Here is a 17,653-nt window from a genome sequence, read left to right as displayed (position 1 = left end):
ATTGCACTCGCTATCGAAGGGGGCGGACGCGCTGCTGCCTAGCTTGCCACTAGTGGCAGTCCGGGACGTTCTGGTCCAGGTACACTTCAAAGGCGATATTGCGCACCGATTTGGTCAGCACTTGGCTGAAATATCTGCTGGCACGCCATTCTTCGATCACTTGTTTCAGAAAGCGCGCACTCTCGGCATCGCCGCGCGGCGCCACCAGCGCTAGCGAACGGCGCGGGCCGGTGGGCAGGCGGGCGGAAAATTTCTTCCATTCCGGCAGTTTGATCAATTCTTCCAGCATCCTGCTGTCATGCACCGCGGCGTCGCACTCGCCGATGCGCATGGCCAGCAGCGAATCGGCCACAGCCCGGTAGCGCTGCTCGATCGCGCCATATTCGCTGGCGGCGAAACCGGCGTGCCGGCTGTCTTCGGAGACGCAGACAACGCGCCCTTTCAGTTGCGCCCAGGATTTGATGCTGGTGTCGGTGCGCATGATCGCCATCGGGCCGGCCGAATAACCGGTTGGCACCACCATCGCCGCGCGGTACAGGGGGTCATTGTCGGGCAGCGCTACCAGCAACACATCCACCGCGCCGCCGCCCAGCAATGCGCCACGTTTGGCCGGATCGACCCGGCGCGTCGCCAGCGGTACTTGCAGGCGGCGTGCGAGGTCTTCGGCAAGTGCCTGCTCGATGCCTTCCGGAGTGCGGAATTTGGCGCCGGCGACATAGGCGGGAGGGGTAAAGTCGACCCCAACCGTCAGCTTTCCTTGTTGTCTGGCGCGCGCCGCCAGGCCGCCGTCGGCCAGTGCCGCGGCGCTGGCCAGGGCGAGCGCGCCCAGCAGCAGCATCTGCGGCAGCGCGGACAGTTCAGGAAAAAACGGCCGTTTCATCATCAAACGTATTGATACCGTAACAGGCGATGCTTCAGGTTTTCCAGGATCAGTTGATCGATCAGCACCGCCAGGATGGCAATCGTCAGGATATTTGCCATCACGCCGACCATGTCGGCGGTTTCACCGGCATACGCCAGCGAACGTCCCAGTCCCTTGCCGAAGCCGATCAGCATTTCGGCTGAAATCAATGCGCGCCAGGCGTTGCCGAACGCCAGTTGGGCGCCGGTGATCAGTTCCGGCATCACTGCCGGCAGATACACCCGCTTCAACATGTCCCAGCGCGAGGCGCCCATCACGCGCGCGGCCGACACGTGCACCTGCTGCACGCTTTCGGTGGCGTTCATCACCGACAGCGCAGCCGGGAAAAAAGCAGCCAGCGCGATGACGACGATGATTGGCAGGCTGCCGAAACCCATCAGGATCAGGAACAGCGGCACCCAGGCGATCGACGGAATCGACTGCAGGATGATGATGGCCGATTTCAGCACTTCGCGGAAGAAAAACAAGACTGCGCCGACCAGGCCGAAGCCGATGCCGAACAGCAGTGCCGCGCCATAGCCGCCGGCCAGCCGCATCAGGCTGTTCGACAAGGTCAGCCGGAATTCTGCCGAGCCGACGTCATCCCACAGGCGGGCCAGGACTGTCGGTACGCCCGGCATCAGGAAGTCGGGCAGGGTCCATGCGGCGATTTGCCAGCACAGCAGAATGAACAGGACCGCCAGCAGCATGGCGAGTCGTTTGCGATGGCCGGAGAGGTGTAATTGAGTACTCATCAAATGTCAAAATAAGATGGCCGGCAAGAGCCGGCCATCGATTCAGTGCGGATGTCGAAGCGGATTATAACGGTCGGCCGAAGGGCGATGCCACCATGAATCTGTGGCGCCGCAGCTTACAGTTTACGTTCCGTCTGCCAACTCAGATCGACGATGCCCTTGACGTCGAACGGCTTGCCGTCGCGGGTTTTGAGCGAGCCCTGCGCTTGCAGAATATCGGCGATTTCCTGCATCCGTGCCTGCTCCTTGGTGGTTAGCAGCGCGCTGAAAGTTTGGCTCTTGATCGCATCGCGGATCACGTCTTCGCGCGGCAGGTCGCCGTGCTTCAGGGTTTTCAGGGTCGGCTCCGAAATGAAATAGCCGGCAATCAGTTTCGATGCTTCTTCAGGTTTTTTCTGCAGCAGGTCGATCGCCTCGCGCTGGGCGTCGAGCGACTTCCAGACTGCGTCCTTCTTTTTTTTCAGCGTATCGCCGGAGGTGATGACGACCATGCAGGGGAAAGGCCAGACTTCGCCGATTTCATAAATCTGCTTGACCGGCGCGATCAGTTGCGCGATCCGTGCCTGCGGTTCGAACAGGAACGCGGCGTCGACGCGCTTGCCAACCAGCGACTGCACCGCCACTTGCGGGCTGACACCCATGATAGTCAGATCGTCGGATTTCAGGCCGGCATTCTTCAGCACCACGCCTTTCAACACGGTATCGGCGGTGCTGCCTTCCGCCTGCGAGGCCAGGGTGCGGCCTTTCAGGCCGGCGACATCCTTGATGCCGGTGTCGTCGCGCACGACGATCGCATGATAGCCGTGCTGGGCACCGCCCACCACTTTCAGGTCGGCGCCTTTGGAGGCCCACGCCACGGCGTTGGTGAATCCAAGTACGCCGGTGTCAAGCTGGCCGCCGACGATGGCCTTGATCAGGTCGGTGCCGGATTTGAATTCGACCAGCTCGACATCCAGCCCCTGCTTTTTATAGAAGCCGCCTTCGTAGGCCGCAATGGCCTGCGCGTCATCCATCACGCGCAGGTAACCGACCTTGAATTTTTCGGCGGCCGCCGCCTGGCTGGCGAGGGCGAATGCCGCCAGTGCCGGGACCAATAAGCGTGACAATTTCGATGACAGTTTCATACCTCTGCTCCTTCCAGCGTTTTTGCAATTTGGTCTTGTTCTGCATGGATTCCCAGCAGCCCTAAAATTTCGCGCCGCATCGCCGCGAACTCCGACAAGTCGTGGGTTTTCTCGTGATGCTGCAAGTTGAATTCCTTCAATACCGTGGCCGGCCGCGGGCTGAATACCAGGATGCGGTCGGCCAGGAACAGCGCCTCGTCGACGTCATGCGTGACCAGCAATACGGTCGGCCGTGCTTCGCGAATCAACGTGCGTAAGGCATCCTGCAAGGTCATCCGGGTCAGTGCGTCGAGCGCGCCGAACGGCTCGTCCAGCAGCAATACCTTGGGGTTGGAGATGAATGCGCGCGCCAGCGCGGCGCGCTGCCGCATGCCGCCCGAGACCTGGTGCGGGTAGTAATCCTCGAAGCCCTTCAGGTTGACCTTGGACAGCCATTCGCGTGCCCGCTGCTGCGCCTGCGGCCGCGGAACCTTCTGGAATTCCAGTGCCATGGCGACGTTTTGCACCAGGGTTTGCCATGGATACAGAGCGTTTTCCTGGAACATCAAGGTACGTTCCGGATCGGGACCTTGCACCGGTTGGCCGTCGACCAGCATGCGGCCGCCGCTCGGCATTTCCAGGCCGGCGGCGATATGCAGCAAAGTCGATTTGCCGCAACCGGAAGGGCCGACCAGTGCCACCAGCTCGCCGGTCGCCACTTCACGGCTGAAATCGTCCACCACTTGCAGGCTGGAAAAACGCTTGGTCACATTTTGGAAAGACAGCTTCATCGACAGCAAATCCGGTATCAAGATGGTGGGTATGGAACAACACAAGCGGCGAATCAGGCTGCCGGCAGTCATCACGGGCTGCTGATTAGCCGGCTTTCCGAGGGGAACTGTAAAATTTTATTGGGTCGCGAACAACGATTTTTATGGACTATGCATATGCCAAAATCGAATATGAAGCGATTTCGATATGCGTTGAACGCGTAAGGCGGCGCTTATTCCAGGTTTTGCACCTGCTCGCGCATCTGGTCGATCAGCAGCTTTAGTTCCATCGAGGCGTCGGATAACTCCTTGATGGCGGCCTTGGAACCGACCGTGTTGGCTTCCCGATTCAATTCCTGCATCATGAAGTCGAGCCGCTTGCCAACCTGGCCGCCTTTTTTCAGGATGTGGCGGGTTTCGGTCAAATGCGCCGACAGGCGCGATATTTCTTCCGCGATGTCGATCCGAATCCCATACAGAGTGACTTCCTGGCGGATCCGCTCCAGCACATCGTCCCGCGTCACGCTGGCAGCGCCGGGCGAGTCGGTTTGCAAGCTCAGTCCCAGCGCTTCCTGCATCCGCTCGACAGCCTTTTGCTGGAACTGGGCGATGACTTTCGGCACCAGCGGAGTAATGCGCTGCACGATCGCCTCCATGGCGTCGATGCGAGCTTCGAGCACCGCCCGCAGCGCCGCGCCTTCCCGCGCCCGCGAGTCGATGAAGGCGTCCAGCGCGGCTTTCAAGACTTGAGCGGCGTCGGCCTGCAGCGTGTCCTGGCCGATTTCGGCTTCCTCGATGACGCCTGGCCAACGCAGCAATTCATGCACCGAAAGCGGCGCCGCCTGGCCGAATTGCTGCAGCACCGTTTCCTGCATGTCGGCCAGCGCGGCCAGCAGGTGCGTATTTAACGCATGCTTGCCTCCTGCGGCATCCTTGCGGCCGAAACTGACGCGGCATTCGACCTTGCCGCGCGCAACGCGGGCGATAATTGCCTCGCGCAGCATCGGTTCCAGCGCCCGCAAATCGTCATTGATACGAAACTGCAGATCGAGGAAGCGCGAATTGACACTCTTGATTTCAATCGTGATGGTGCCGGTCGCGGTATCGCGCGTATGCACCGCGTAGCCGGTCATGCTGCAGATGGTCAAAGTTCAGTCCTCGAGCTTGTCTTTACAAAACAGGGATTTATCCACACAATTGGAGCTATATTCACTTGGAACGACATGGCCACGCAAAACAACGCTCCCTTGCCTGACGGGCTGGAAATTGCCGGATACCGCATTGTAAAGAAGATCGCGTCCGGCGGTTTCAGTATCGTCTATCTCGCCTATGATGAGGATGGCAATGCGGTGGCGATCAAGGAATACCTGCCCAGTTCGCTGGCGCTGCGCCAGCCGGGCGAATTGATCCCGGCGATCTCCGCCGAAAACCTGGCGACCTTCCGTGTCGGCCTCAAATGTTTTTTCGAAGAGGGTCGGGCGCTGGCCCGCATTGCTCATCCGAACGTGGTTAGCGTGGTCAATTTTTTCCGGGCCAATGACACCGTTTACATGGTGATGGTGTACGAATCCGGGCGCTCGCTGCAGGATCACATTCTGCGCCGCCGCGACAAGGGCGAGAAGCCGCTGATATCGGAAAAATTCATCCGCAAGATGTTCCATCAGGTGCTGCACGGCTTGCGCGAGGTGCATACCAATAAGCTGCTGCACCTGGATCTGAAGCCGGCCAACATTTACCTGCGGTTGGACGGCACGCCGATCCTGCTCGACTTTGGCGCCGCCCGCCAGACGCTGCAGACCGACCTGCCGAAGTTGTATCCAATGTACACGCCGGGTTTTGCGCCGCCCGAGCTGTATGGAAAAAACAGCAACCTCGGCCCGTGGACCGACATCTACAGCATCGGCGCATCGATCTTCGCCTGCATGGTCGGCGCGCCGCCGCAGGCTGCCGACCAGCGCAAGAAAAACGACCGCATGGAAGGGCACTTGCGCAAGCTGGACGGACTCTATTCGCCGGAATTGATCGAAGTCGTGCGCTCCTGCCTGAAGATCGATCCGCTGCAGCGGCCGCAAAGCGTATTCGCACTGCAAAAGGCGCTGACGCAACCGATGCCGGCCGACAATTCGGGCGATGCGATGCAAAAAATATCGCGCAAGCTGCGCGAGCTGTTTGGCTCGATCGGCAAAAAGAACATCGCCGCCAACACGATCCAGGAAAATACCTTGTAATAGAATGCAAGGTCTTCCATCCAGGCAAGTTTTCACACTATGCGATTCTCTGTATACCAGGAAAGCCTGATCGGCGGCCGCAAGGTCAATCAGGACCGCATGGGCTACAGCTTCACGCGCGATGCCTTGCTGCTGTTGCTGGCGGACGGCATGGGTGGCCATATCCAGGGCGAGATCGCGGCAACGATTGCGATGCAAACTATTGGCTCGCTGTTCCAGCAGCATGCGGCGCCGCGGATCAAGAAACCCGAGCGTTTTCTGGAAGACAGTTTTTTTGCCGCGCATCACGAAATCCATCGCTACCGGGCCGTCAACCAGCTTCCCGAAACTCCGCGTACCACGATCGTTGCCTGTCTGATCCAGCACAACAGCGCCTTCTGGGCGCATTGCGGAGATTCGCGCCTGTACTGGATGCGCAATGGCCAGATCCTGGCGCGCACGCGCGACCACTCGCGCATCGAAACCCTGATCGCGCAGGGCAGGGTCGATCCATCCGAGCGCGCCACCCATCCGGACCGCAACAAATTATTCAATTGCCTCGGCGCGCCCAACATGCCGATCGTCGAAATATCGCGCCGCGCCAGCCTGCAGGGCGGCGATGTGATGCTGTTGTGCTCTGATGGCTTGTGGTCGGTGCTGCCGGATCATGTCCTGGCGCAGCGCCTGCAAGACAATACGATCGTGCGCGCGGTGCCCGATTTGCTGCAGACGGCGGTTGGCATCGCCGGCAAGACCAGCGACAATGTGACCGCGCTGGCGATGATGTGGGAGGGCGGCAGCAATAGCCTGAACGATGCCACCACGATTACCACCCATACACTGCCGATCGGTACCGTCACCACCACGATCCAGGCGCCGCGCCATGCCGACCTCGCGGGTGCGGACGCATTCGACGAGGCCGAAATCGAAAAGGCAATCGAGGAAATTCGCGGCGCCATCGAAAAATCCTCGCGCCTGACTTCCAAAAACTAGGAACTTCCCATGCCTGATACAACCCGTCCCGGCGGACGTGCGGCCGACGCATTGCGCCCGGTTCGCCTGCTACGTCATTTCACCAAACATGCGGAAGGCTCGGTGCTGGTCGAATTCGGCGACACCCGCGTGCTGTGTACCGCCAGCATTGAAGAAAAAGTGCCCGGTTTCCTGAAAGGCAAGGGCCGCGGCTGGCTAACTGCCGAATACGGCATGCTGCCGCGTTCGACCCACACCCGCATGGAGCGCGAAGCCGCCAAGGGCAAGCAGTCCGGCCGTACCCAGGAAATCCAGCGCCTGATTGGCCGTTCGCTGCGCGCCGCGTTTGATCTTGATGCGTTCGGCGAGCGCACGCTGCAACTGGATTGCGACGTGCTGCAAGCCGATGGCGGCACCCGCACCGCAGCGATTACCGGCGCCATGGTGGCGGCGCATGATGCGTTTGCGCAACTGGTCGAGCGCGGCGCGCTGGCGGCGATTCCGCTCAAGCACTTCGTGGCGGCGGTGTCGGTCGGTGTCTATCAGGGGCAGCCGGTGCTCGATCTCGACTACCTTGAGGACTCCGCGTGCGATACCGACATGAACGTGGTCATGACGGAGGATGGCCGCTTCATTGAAATCCAGGGCACAGCCGAAGGCGCGCCATTTGGCCGGCCCGGCATGGATAGCATGCTGACTCTGGCGCAGCAGGGAATTGCGGAACTGGTATTGCGGCAGAAGCAGGCGCTGGGGTTGACGGCATGATCAATCGATCCCTGGCGGGCAACGGTGTGTTGGTTCTGGCTTCCAACAATGCCGGCAAGCTGAAGGAGTTTTCCCGCTTATTGGCGCCAATCGGATTTTTGTTGCGGACGCAGGGCGATTTCGACGTGCCGGAAGCCGAGGAGCCGCACCCCACCTTCGTTGAAAACGCGCTGGCCAAGGCGCGCCATGCCTCGCGCCTGACCGGTCTGCCGGCGCTGGCCGACGATTCCGGCGTGTGCGTGCAGGCGCTGCATGGCACGCCCGGCGTCTTGTCCGCCCGCTATGCCGGTGAACCGAAATCGGACGCCGCCAACAACCGCAAGCTGGTGGCCGACCTCGCCAGCCACGCCGACAAGTCGGCTTACTATTACTGCGTGCTGGTGCTGGTGCGACACGCCGACGATCCGCAGCCGATCATTGCCGAAGGGCGTTGGGACGGGGAAATCGTCGCCGCACCGCGCGGCCAGAATGGCTTTGGCTATGATCCCCATTTCTGGTTGCCGGATCTGGGCAAGACTGCGGCTGAGCTGAGCGCCGAAGAAAAGAATCTGGTGTCGCATCGCGCCCAGGCATTACGCATCCTGATTGAGAAATTGCAATGATCCCGATCCAGCCGATTGATCCAGACGCCGCCAGCGTCGATGCCGTAGCCAATGCCGCACAGGCGGCAACCGCTTTCCTGAAGCCGGGCGCGCTCCATCTGGCTGCGCTGCCGCCGCTGTCGCTGTACATCCATTTCCCCTGGTGCGTAAAAAAATGTCCGTATTGCGACTTCAACTCGCATGAGGCCAAGAGCGGCTTTCCGGAGGATGAATATCTGGCGGCGCTGCGTAGCGATCTCGAAAGTGCGCTGCCGCTGATCTGGGGCCGGCCGGTGTATACCGTCTTCATCGGCGGCGGCACGCCCAGCCTGTTGTCGGCGGCGGGGCTGGATCGTCTGCTGTCCGACCTGCGCACCTTGCTGCCGCTGGACGGCGCTGCTGAAATCACGCTGGAAGCGAATCCGGGTACCTTCGAATCGGAGAAATTCAAGTCATATCGAGCCAGCGGCATCAATCGGCTCTCGATCGGCGTCCAGAGTTTCAATCGCGTGCATCTACAGGCCCTGGGCCGGATTCACGACGACAACGAAGCGCGCCGCGCGATCGAGATCGCCCAGGCGCATTTCGATAACTTCAATCTGGACCTGATGTACGCGCTGCCGAAGCAGACCCTGGCCGAAGCGCAGCAGGATGTGGCGACCGCGATCGGCTTCGCGCCGCCGCATCTGTCGCTGTATCACCTGACGCTGGAGCCGAATACGGTGTTTGCCAAGTATCCGCCGCGCTTGCCGGATGATGACAGCAGCGCCGACATGCAGGCCATGATCGAGCAATCGACCGCCGCCGCCGGCTACAAGCACTATGAAGTGTCGGCTTACGCGCAGCCAAGGCGGCAGGCGCGGCACAACCTGAATTACTGGGAATTCGGCGACTACCTCGGCATCGGCGCCGGCGCCCATTCCAAGATCTCGTTTCCGCATCGGGTGATCCGGCAAACGCGCTACAAGCTGCCGGACAGCTACCTGAAACACGTGCGCGCCGGCACTCAGGTCCAGCAGCAAGTGGAAGTCGGCAGCGATGACCTTGGTTTCGAATTCATGCTGAATGCCTTGCGCCTGAACAAGGGCTTCCCGATCAATTTGTTTACCGAGCGCACCGGCATGCCGATCGCCGTCATCGAGGAGCAACTGGCTTTGGCGGAAAGTAAAGGGCTGTTGCGCCGCAGTAATTACAAAATCTGGCCGACCGATCTGGGCAAGCGTTTCTTGAATGACTTGCAGCAACTGTTCTTGCGCGGGTAACGCAAGTAAATAATCGTGCTATCAGCCATCGTGGAATTCGGGCGTTTGGGTATAATCCGGCTTGCAGAAAATTCGGCCGCAGCGTGATTGGTGACTGTTGCGTCGAAAAAATATCCGGGGAGTCGCCGCGGCAGGTTACGGCCAAGCTGGAAGACCTCGCAGGAAGAGTGGCAGAGTGGTCGATTGCACCGGTCTTGAAAACCGGCGACGGGCAACCGTCCGTGAGTTCGAATCTCACCTCTTCCGCCAATATCCCGGCACCTCATCCAGATCGGCTTCATGCCGGGCATCGCTTTAGATTGCGGTCGACGCCGCGGTGGCTGGCGGTGCGGTCTCAGGTTCACTCATGACCCGATTGCGTCCGGCGGCCTTGGCTTGGTACAGGGCTGCGTCGGCGCGCCGCATCAATGCCTGGAAGGATTCGGCGGCCTGCAGCGTGGCCACTCCAATACTGACCGTGTAAGGCGCGACTTGGTTTTCGCATAGTTCCGCTGCCGGCTGCGTTTGCAGTGTTGCGCGCAGACGCTCGGCGAAGGCGAGTGCTGCCCGGCGGTCAACCTGGGTCAACAGAACCGCAAACTCCTCGCCGCCGATTCGGCCCAGCCGATCGGTATTGCGCAGTAATGCCTGTCCCTTGCGCACGATGTCGACCAGCACCCGGTCGCCTGCAGCATGGCCGAAGCAGTCATTGATTTCCTTGAAATGATCGGCATCGATCAACAGCAAGGCCAGGCCGGAACCGTGGTTGGCGGCGCGCTTCAGTTCGCGCTGCGCGTGCTGGAAGAATGCGCGGCGCGACCAGGCGCCAGTCAGGTAATCACGATTCGCCGCCTGCTCCGATTTCGCCATCAGCGTGGCATGCACCATCATGATGGCGCCCAGCGTCATGACCGGCATGACCAGTGTGCTGGCCGAGAGGAAAAAGAGATTCCACGGCGAGGGCTGCAGCAAGGAGCTTGGTACATTCGCGGCCAGCATGAAGATGACGCCGCGCGCAAGGTGCACGCTCGCAACCACCGCTGCCATGGCGACAGTGAAGACATACGGATAGCGCCATCGTTCCGCTTGCGGCGAGGTGAGCAGCGTTAACGCGATGGCGATGAAAATGCTGCCCTGGAACAGCGCAACCGTCAGCGTGCGCAGCGCAAACGAGTCGATTACGTAATGAAAGAGGCCGATTGCCAGCGGCATGAAGGCGACGCCGGCAATCAGGATCGCGAGCGAACTCTGGCGCGAGAAAAATCGTCGAAATCCCAGCAGCAGCATGGCGCCGGCGGCGGCGTTGACGGCATTCGTCAATTCGTAGGCGATGATAGGCGGCAGGCTCTTGCCAAACGCGTACAGGGCGAAAGCGATGACCATCAGCGCATTGGCATAGATCCATTCCCGCATACCCGGAATGCCGGTGCGCAGCAAGGAAGACAGCACCAGCAGCATGATGACGCACAGGAAAGCCCCTATGAGTAGAATGGTGAGCGTGCTGCTGAACATGTTCGGATCGATTGATGCTGGAACGATGGAAAGGCATGATTATCCGGCACGTGTTGCCGAAATGTAAGATTTTTTTGTGGAAAGTATTGCGTATGTATTGGGCATACCAAACTCGATCCATGCACGACGTTCCCTCTTTCATCCACCGGCGAAGCCCGAAAGGAGCGCAATGAAAGGCGCTGGATTACCGGTTGTGCTGATCGTCCTGGGCGGCGCCTGGCTGCTGAACAGCCTGCGCTGGCTGCCGGATGTGCAATGGCTGTGGATCGGCGGGCTGGCCGGCGCCGGGGTGGCGATTCTGCTGCTGGACGGGATCACCAAGTCGTCGGTGGTGGCCGGGCCGCTCCTGATCCTGGCTGGGTTGTTGTCGTTCCTGCGCCAGTATCACGATCTGGGCTGGCGCTTCATCGTTCCGATCATGCTGATTTGCTGGGGCGTGACGCTATTGATCGCGCGCTCGCCGTCGATTCCCGCTTCGCGCCATCTGCGCCGCGATCGGCGCGGCGAGGGCCGGGATGCCTGACCTGCTTTCCGCCTCGGCGCTGGCGGCCGGCCTGTCCTGGGCCAGCGGCATCCGGCTCTACCTGGCCTTGTTCATCGCCGGCTGGTTCGGCCGCATGGGCTGGCTGGATTTGCCGCCGGCCTTGGACGTGCTGCAATCGCCGTGGGTGCTGGGCGTCACCGGCGCGCTGGCCACCATCGAATTCCTGGCCGACAAAGTCCCCGGCTTCGATTCGCTGTGGGACGTGATCCATACCTTCATCCGGATTCCGGCCGGCGCCATCCTCGCCGCTGCGGCGATGGGGCAGATGGCGCCGGAATGGACTGCGATCGCGGCGTTGCTGGGCGGTACGGTGGCGGCGGGAGCGCATGCCACCAAGACCGGCAGCCGGGCGCTGATCAATACCTCGCCGGAGCCGTTTTCCAACTGGGCGGCGTCTTTTTCCGAAGAAGCGGCGGTGCTGGGTGGCTTGTGGGCGGCGTTCTTCCATCCCTGGCTGTGGTTCGCGCTGTTGCTGCTGTTTTTCCTGCTGGCGCTGTGGCTGTTGCCGAAACTGTGGCGCGGATTGCGCTGGTTCTTGAGAAAGCTGACGACCTGATGTTCATACAAGCAATGCGCATGCTGCGCCGCGACTGGCGCGCCGGCGAACTGGTGTTCCTGCTGCTGGCCCTGGTGGTGGCGGTGGCGGCCTTGTCCTCGGTCGGATTTTTCATCGACCGCCTAGCCGCCGGCCTGGATCGCGACGCCAACCAGTTGCTGGGGGCCGACCTGGTGATCAACGCCGACCAGCCGATTGCCGATGGCTGGCGCGCCGAAGCCGGGCGGCGCGGGCTGGCGCTGGCGGAAACCGTGTCCTTCCCCAGCATGGCGCTGGCCGGGGAGGGCGATGCCGCCCGTTCGCGCCTGGCTTCGATCAAGGCCGTCTCGGCCGGCTATCCGCTGCGCGGCCAGCTCAGCGTATCGGACCAGGCCGGCGGCGCCGAGCTTGCCACCAGCCAGATTCCGGCGCAGGGCACGGTGTGGGTCGATCCCGACGTGCTGGCGGCGCTGAAACTGGCGCCGGGGGAGCAGTTGCAATTGGGCGAGATGCGCTTTCGCATCGCCAAGGTGATCGCCGTCGAGCCGGATCGCGGCGGCGCCTTCGTCAATTTCGCCCCGCGCGTGATGCTGGCACTGCCCGATCTGGCGGCAACCCATTTGGTGCAGGACGGTTCGCGCGTGACCTATCGGCTGCTGCTGGCCGGCGCGCCGCCGCAGGTGAAGCAGTTCCAGCAGTGGGTAGAGGCGCAGATCGAGTCCGCCAATATGCGCGGCGTGCGGATCGAGTCGCTGGAATCCGGGCGGCCGGAAATGCGCACCACGCTGGATCGTGCGCATCAATTCCTGTCGCTGGTCGGCCTCCTGTCAGCGATGCTGGCGGCGGTGGCGGTGGCGATGGCCGCGCGCCGCTTCGCCCAGCGCCATTTGGATGCCTGCGCCATGCTGCGCTGTCTCGGCCTGTCCCAGGATCAGGTGACGCGCCTGGTGCTGTACGAATTCCTGGTGCTGGGTCTGGTCGCCGGCGTGCTCGGGGTCGCCGCCGGCTTCGCCGCGCATTTCGTGCTGCTGGAGTGGCTGGGCGACCTGGTAGCGCAACGCCTGCCGCCCGCCAGTTGGGTGCCGGCGGCGCAAGGCGTGGTGGTCAGCTTGCTGCTGCTGATCGGTTTCGCGCTGCCGCCGGTTTTGCAGTTGCGCAATGTTCCGCACAACCGCGTGATCCGGCGTGAGCAGGAGCCGCCGAAGCCGATGGCGCTGGCCACCTATGGCCTGGGCACCGCCGCATTTTCCGCGCTGCTGCTGTGGCAGGCCGGCGACCTGAAGCTAGGCCTGTTGACCGTGGCCGGTTTCCTGGCCGGCTTTGCGCTGTTCGCGCTGATTGGCTGGCTGGCATTGAAAGGCCTGCGGCCGTTGCGCGGCCTGTTTGATTCGATGGCCTGGCGTTTTGCGCTGTCCGGCCTGCAGCGGCGGCCGGCGGCGACCATCGTGCAGGTCGTGGCCCTGGCGCTGGGCCTGATGGCGCTCTTGCTGTTGACCGTGGTGCGCGGCGACCTGATCGGCGCCTGGCGCGCCTCGACCCCGGCCGATGCGCCGAACCGTTTCGTGATCAACATCCAGCCCGATCAGCGCGCCGCGGTGATCCAACAATTGAGCCAGAACGGCATCGCCCAGCCGCAGTTGTACCCGATGATCCGCGGCCGTCTGGTGCGCATCAACGACACGCCGGTGACCGCCGACACCTATCAGGACGAGCGCGCCCAGCGGCTGGTGAACCGCGAATTCAACTTGTCGACGATGGCCGATCCGCCGCCGCAAAACAGCATCGTCGCCGGCCATTGGTACCGCGACCAGTCGCCGGAAGCCTCGGTCGAGGCCGGGCTGGCCAAGACCCTGAATCTGAAACTCGGCGATCGCCTGACCTTCGACATCGGCGGCCAGCTGGTGGAAGCGCCGGTTACCAGTTTGCGGCGGCTGGATTGGGGCTCGATGCGCGTCAATTTCTTCGTCATCATCAATCCACAGGCGATGCGCGACATGCCGCAAACCCTGATCACCGCCTTCCATTTGCCGGATGCCAAAAGCAATCTCAGCAATACGCTGACGCGCGATTTCCCCAACCTGACCGTGGTCGACATCGGCAGCATCCTGAAACAGATCCAGAGCGTGCTGGACCAGGTGATCCGGGCGGTTGAATTCCTGTTCCTGTTTACGCTGGTGGCCGGCGCGCTGGTGCTGTATGCGGCGTTGATCGGCTCGCAAGACGAGCGCACGCGCGAAGCCGGCCTGCTGCGTGCGCTGGGCGCCAGCCGCCGCCAGTTGTCGCGTGCGCAGTGGATCGAATTCGCCCTGGTCGGCGCCCTGGCCGGATTGCTGGCGGCCAGCGGCGCCGCCGCGATCGGCTGGGCGCTGGCGCATTACGTCTTCCATTTCGAATGGCACTTCAGCCTGCTAGTGTGGCTGGCCGGCGCCGCCGTCGGCATGATCTGCACCTTCATCGGCGGCTGGATCGGCTTGCGTAATGTCTTGAACCAGCCGCCGCTGCAAACCCTGCGCGAGGCATAGTTGGCCCTCGGGGAATTTTATTTTTCCTGGGGTATTTATAAAATCATCATAATTAATACCCGGGATTTTGTGCCACATAGAGGAGTATGTGGCTTGTCGCAGCCCCGGTGCATGCCGGATGGCAGGCCGATGCGCTATCATGGCCGCGCCGCCGGCGCAGACCATCAAGCGCCGGCGGCATCCACCCCGACCGCCGTCACCCATTCGTAAAACACCATGCCTTCGATTCAAACAATGATCCTGCTGTCGTGCGCCGTCCTGATCCTGGCGCTGCAAGTCATTCTGCTGCTGCGCACCGGGCGTGGCGACGATTTGCCGGCGCTGCTGCAGCGGCTGCAAAGCGAACTGCAGCGCCAGCAGCAGGACGGCGGCGAGCGGCTGGAGCGCGAGATGCGGGCGCAGCAGCAGGCGGTGCGGCAGGAACTGGGCGGCAATTTCGTGCAATTCCAGCAGACGCTGGCGGCGCAGTTGACCAGCGTCGCCACCGTGCAAAACAGCCAGATCGACAGCTTCGCCCAGCAACTGGTCAAGCTGAACGAAACCAATACCCGGCAATTGGAAAGTATGCGGCAAACCCTTAGCCTGCAAGCCCAGGCGGGACGTGAAGAGCAGGCAGTATCCTTGAAGCGCTTTGGCGACACTCTGAACCAGAGCTTGAGTGCGCTGACCGAATCGAACGCGCAGCGAATGGCCGAGGTGCGCGCCACGCTGGAGGCGAAGATCCGCGACCTGCAGCAGGATAATGGCTTGCGGCTGGAGGAAATGCGCAAGACGGTGGATGAAAAACTGCACGCGACGCTGGAGCAGCGCCTGGGTGAATCGTTCAAGCTGGTCTCCGACCGCCTCGACAAGGTGCACCAGGGCCTAGGCGAGATGCAGCAACTGGCGATCGGCGTCGGCGACCTGAAACGGGTGCTGACCAATGTCAAGACGCGCGGCACCTGGGGTGAGGTGCAACTCGAAATGCTGCTGGAACAGATGCTGACCGCCGACCAATACGCCAAGAACGTCGAAACCATTCCTGGCAGCGGCGCCCGGGTCGAATTCGCGATCAAACTGCCCGGCAATGGCGACGGCCAGCGCGCGGTGTGGATGCCGATCGACGCCAAGTTCCCGAAAGAGCAGTACGAGCGCCTGTCGGAAGCCGCCGAGCGTGCCGATGCCGAGGGCGTCGCCGCCGCCGGGCGCGAGCTGGAGCGGGCGGTGCGGCTGGAAGCGAAAACCATCGCCGAAAAATACCTGTCGCCCCCGCTGACCACCGATTTCGCCATCCTGTTTTTGCCGACCGAAGGCTTGTACGCCGAAGTCATGCGCCGCCCCGGCCTGGCCGACGAATTGCAGCGGCTGCATCGCGTTTCCATTGCCGGCCCCTCGACCCTGTCGGCGCTCTTGAACAGCCTGCAGATGGGTTTTCGCACGCTGGCGCTGGAAAAGCGCTCGTCCGAAGTGTGGCAGGTGCTGGGCGCGGTCAAGACCGAGTTCGGCAAGTTCGGCGAGGTGCTGGCCAAGACCCGCGCGACTCTGGAAAGCGCAGCGCGCAATATCGAAAAGGCCGAAACCCGTTCGCGGGTGATGACCCGCACGCTGAAGTCGGTTGAGGCGCTGCCGGCGGAAACCGCGCAGCAGTTGCTGGGGACGGCGCTGGGTGCGGAGGACGATATCGCCGATGAGTCTGGCGCGTGAGGATGCGAACGGCGGCGCAGGATGCCGCCGTCGGACGCCGATGCCGTCGCAGGCAATTCGCTCGCCGATCCGGTATATGCAGTATCATGTGCCGTCGCGGGACAAATTGTCCCAAGTCTGTCGACTCGCCCACCCTCCGATTTTTCGCCGTGTCCGGTGTGCGCCTGATACTGCCGCGCACTTGCCGACGATCTCCGATTGATGTTCTCGTCCACCGAGGGGCGCACCACGCCGTCTGTGGCGGCTCGTTTTTTGTGGCGCTCGAACGAAACGCCAAATGACAGCGACACCGTACCCGCCCTGTTCGGCGGGCTTGTCTTCCACTGGGCCGACAGCATGCCGATGAGATTTCGGCCTGTCGCCGCTGAGCGCAATCAGCGCTGCCCGCTACCTGGGAATTGAATATGGCTAAAGAAGAACTTCTTGAAATGAATGGCATGGTGGCCGAAGTGCTGCCGGATTCGCGCTTTCGCGTTGATCTCGATAACGGCCACCAATTGGTTGCCTATACTTCCGGCAAGATGCGCCAGCACCACATCCGTATTTTGGCGGGCGACAAGGTGACGCTGGAATTATCGCCCTATGATCTGAGCAAGGGGCGCATCACGTTCCGGCATATCGAAAACCGCGGCGCGGTCAGCAGGGGACCGCAACGCCGCCGCAATTGACGGGCGGGCGGCAGCGCGAAAGGAGCGCAGCATGAAAATCGACAGGATGGCTGGCGCCGAAATTCTTTCGGCCAAGGCCCGTGCCATCGGCCTGGAACAGGGCGTGCTGATTGGCGAATGCACGTGGCAGATCGGCGATGACCTCGACCACCAGCATGCGCACCGGCTCGATCTGCTTGTCGCCGACAAGACGGTGCGGCTGTATTTCCCGGATCTGGAGCTGACCACGTCCGGCAACGCCAGCCGTGCCAGGCGCAGCGAAGACCGGCTACGCGATGCGATTGCGCAATTGCTGCCGCGCTCTCCGGCGGCGACGTATACCTATCAATAATCATCAGCCAGCTCATCGGCTGGAGCTGTCCAATCGCGAGGCAGGTAGCTGGCTGCGTAAACAGGATTATTTTTCGGATTGTGAAAATATGTGTAGGTGATTCCCGCCACACCCTGTATATTGCGTTCTGCACCTGCATCAAGTTGTCGTCATTGTCGGTCTTTCTCCCGTTTTGCTCGCCTCAGAGTCATTCCTGTTTGAATTCCCTCGGTTACATCTTTCTTGGTTTCTCGTGCGTTCCGGGACATCCTCCCTCATTTTTTACCAAGGAAATAACATGAGTATTCAAACTGGCACCGTGAAGTGGTTCAACGACTCCAAGGGCTTCGGCTTCATCACACCTGACGGCGGCGGCGCTGACCTGTTCGCCCACTTTCAGGACATACAGGCGGACGGCTTCAAGAGCCTGGCAGAAAACCAGCGCGTCTCGTTCGAGCGCGGTACCGGCCCGAAAGGCGAGAAGGCCAGCAACATTCGCCCGGTCTAATCAATAAGGTGGTTGCTGCCAGCAGCCACCGCACCAGTTCCACCGCCGGCGCGCAGCAGTCATGTGCCCGCGCCGG

General features: G+C 61.8%; 18 protein-coding genes and 1 tRNA gene. 13 read left to right on the top strand and 6 right to left on the bottom strand.

Annotated features, from left to right (window positions below):
- Positions 1 to 49: 49 nt before the first annotated feature.
- The 5 genes from ACK2VC_RS01605 to ACK2VC_RS01585 form a co-directional block, all read right to left on the bottom strand.
- On the bottom strand, positions 50 to 883 hold the full coding sequence (locus ACK2VC_RS01605; protein WP_486731844.1) for a type 2 periplasmic-binding domain-containing protein: 834 nt from the start codon (positions 881 to 883) through the stop codon (positions 50 to 52).
- Positions 883 to 1,656, bottom strand: a complete 774-nt coding sequence (locus tag ACK2VC_RS01600) for an ABC transporter permease (RefSeq protein ID WP_486731843.1) — start codon at positions 1,654 to 1,656, stop codon at positions 883 to 885. Before ACK2VC_RS01600 ends, ACK2VC_RS01605 begins: the two co-directional genes overlap by 1 nt.
- Positions 1,657 to 1,772: 116 nt before the next feature.
- On the bottom strand, positions 1,773 to 2,780 hold the full coding sequence (locus ACK2VC_RS01595) for an ABC transporter substrate-binding protein (protein WP_486731842.1): 1,008 nt from the start codon (positions 2,778 to 2,780) through the stop codon (positions 1,773 to 1,775).
- The gene (locus ACK2VC_RS01590; RefSeq protein WP_486731841.1) at positions 2,777 to 3,550 is read right to left on the bottom strand and encodes an ABC transporter ATP-binding protein; all 774 of its coding nucleotides are present in this window, start codon (positions 3,548 to 3,550) and stop codon (positions 2,777 to 2,779) included. The genes ACK2VC_RS01595 and ACK2VC_RS01590 overlap by 4 nt, the downstream gene beginning before the upstream one ends.
- 212 nt (positions 3,551 to 3,762) lie before the next feature.
- Complete coding sequence (locus tag ACK2VC_RS01585; protein ID WP_486733298.1) at positions 3,763 to 4,662, bottom strand: YicC/YloC family endoribonuclease; 900 nt, start codon at positions 4,660 to 4,662, stop codon at positions 3,763 to 3,765.
- A gap of 90 nt (positions 4,663 to 4,752) precedes the next feature.
- Here ACK2VC_RS01585 and ACK2VC_RS01580 point away from each other — a divergent pair, with 90 nt between their 5' ends.
- From ACK2VC_RS01580 to ACK2VC_RS01555, 6 genes are all read left to right on the top strand, one after another.
- The gene (locus tag ACK2VC_RS01580) at positions 4,753 to 5,757 is read left to right on the top strand and encodes a serine/threonine protein kinase (protein ID WP_486731840.1); all 1,005 of its coding nucleotides are present in this window, start codon (positions 4,753 to 4,755) and stop codon (positions 5,755 to 5,757) included.
- A 39-nt stretch (positions 5,758 to 5,796) separates the two neighbouring features.
- Entirely contained in the window at positions 5,797 to 6,729 is a 933-nt protein-coding gene (locus tag ACK2VC_RS01575) for a PP2C family protein-serine/threonine phosphatase (protein ID WP_486731839.1), read from the top strand.
- Positions 6,730 to 6,738: 9 nt separating this feature from the next.
- Positions 6,739 to 7,473, top strand: a complete 735-nt coding sequence (rph, locus tag ACK2VC_RS01570) for a ribonuclease PH (protein ID WP_486731838.1) — start codon at positions 6,739 to 6,741, stop codon at positions 7,471 to 7,473.
- A complete protein-coding gene (gene rdgB / locus ACK2VC_RS01565; RefSeq protein ID WP_486731837.1) occupies positions 7,470 to 8,075 on the top strand; it encodes an RdgB/HAM1 family non-canonical purine NTP pyrophosphatase in 606 nt (201 codons plus the stop codon). Before rph ends, rdgB begins: the two co-directional genes overlap by 4 nt.
- A complete protein-coding gene (gene hemW, locus ACK2VC_RS01560) occupies positions 8,072 to 9,316 on the top strand; it encodes a radical SAM family heme chaperone HemW (protein ID WP_486731836.1) in 1,245 nt (414 codons plus the stop codon). The genes rdgB and hemW overlap by 4 nt, the downstream gene beginning before the upstream one ends.
- Positions 9,317 to 9,477: 161 nt before the next feature.
- Positions 9,478 to 9,565, top strand: a tRNA-Ser gene (locus ACK2VC_RS01555).
- Between the two features lie 45 nt (positions 9,566 to 9,610).
- Here the strand turns inward: ACK2VC_RS01555 and ACK2VC_RS01550 are convergent.
- Positions 9,611 to 10,807, bottom strand: coding sequence for a GGDEF domain-containing protein (locus tag ACK2VC_RS01550; RefSeq protein WP_486731835.1), 1,197 nt, complete (start codon positions 10,805 to 10,807; stop codon positions 9,611 to 9,613).
- A gap of 169 nt (positions 10,808 to 10,976) precedes the next feature.
- On the opposite strand from ACK2VC_RS01550, the gene ACK2VC_RS01545 reads away from it, so the two are divergent.
- The 7 genes from ACK2VC_RS01545 (at position 10,977) to ACK2VC_RS01515 (ending at position 17,577) form a co-directional block, all read left to right on the top strand.
- On the top strand, positions 10,977 to 11,330 hold the full coding sequence (locus tag ACK2VC_RS01545) for a hypothetical protein (RefSeq protein WP_486731834.1): 354 nt from the start codon (positions 10,977 to 10,979) through the stop codon (positions 11,328 to 11,330).
- Position 11,331: 1 nt separating this feature from the next.
- Positions 11,332 to 11,907 carry a DUF4126 domain-containing protein gene (locus ACK2VC_RS01540; RefSeq protein WP_486733297.1) on the top strand — a complete coding sequence of 192 codons (576 nt, stop codon included), beginning with the start codon at positions 11,332 to 11,334 and terminating at the stop codon, positions 11,905 to 11,907.
- Positions 11,907 to 14,408, top strand: a complete 2,502-nt coding sequence (locus tag ACK2VC_RS01535; protein ID WP_486731833.1) for an ABC transporter permease — start codon at positions 11,907 to 11,909, stop codon at positions 14,406 to 14,408. Before ACK2VC_RS01540 ends, ACK2VC_RS01535 begins: the two co-directional genes overlap by 1 nt.
- A gap of 216 nt (positions 14,409 to 14,624) precedes the next feature.
- Positions 14,625 to 16,091 (top strand): DNA recombination protein RmuC, encoded by a 1,467-nt coding sequence (locus ACK2VC_RS01530; RefSeq protein ID WP_486731832.1) that lies wholly within the window; start codon positions 14,625 to 14,627, stop codon positions 16,089 to 16,091.
- Positions 16,092 to 16,495: 404 nt separating this feature from the next.
- On the top strand, positions 16,496 to 16,759 hold the full coding sequence (gene infA, locus ACK2VC_RS01525) for a translation initiation factor IF-1 (RefSeq protein WP_486731831.1): 264 nt from the start codon (positions 16,496 to 16,498) through the stop codon (positions 16,757 to 16,759).
- 31 nt (positions 16,760 to 16,790) lie between these two features.
- Positions 16,791 to 17,090 carry a hypothetical protein gene (locus ACK2VC_RS01520; RefSeq protein ID WP_486731830.1) on the top strand — a complete coding sequence of 100 codons (300 nt, stop codon included), beginning with the start codon at positions 16,791 to 16,793 and terminating at the stop codon, positions 17,088 to 17,090.
- Between the two features lie 277 nt (positions 17,091 to 17,367).
- Positions 17,368 to 17,577 carry a cold-shock protein gene (locus ACK2VC_RS01515; RefSeq protein WP_486731829.1) on the top strand — a complete coding sequence of 70 codons (210 nt, stop codon included), beginning with the start codon at positions 17,368 to 17,370 and terminating at the stop codon, positions 17,575 to 17,577.
- The last annotated feature ends 76 nt before the right edge of the window (positions 17,578 to 17,653 follow it).

The sequence above is a fragment of the Herbaspirillum sp. WTB6 genome (assembly GCF_057457785.1).
The sequence above is the reverse complement of the archived record's forward strand: the minus strand, read 5'-3'. Positions and strand labels throughout refer to the sequence as shown.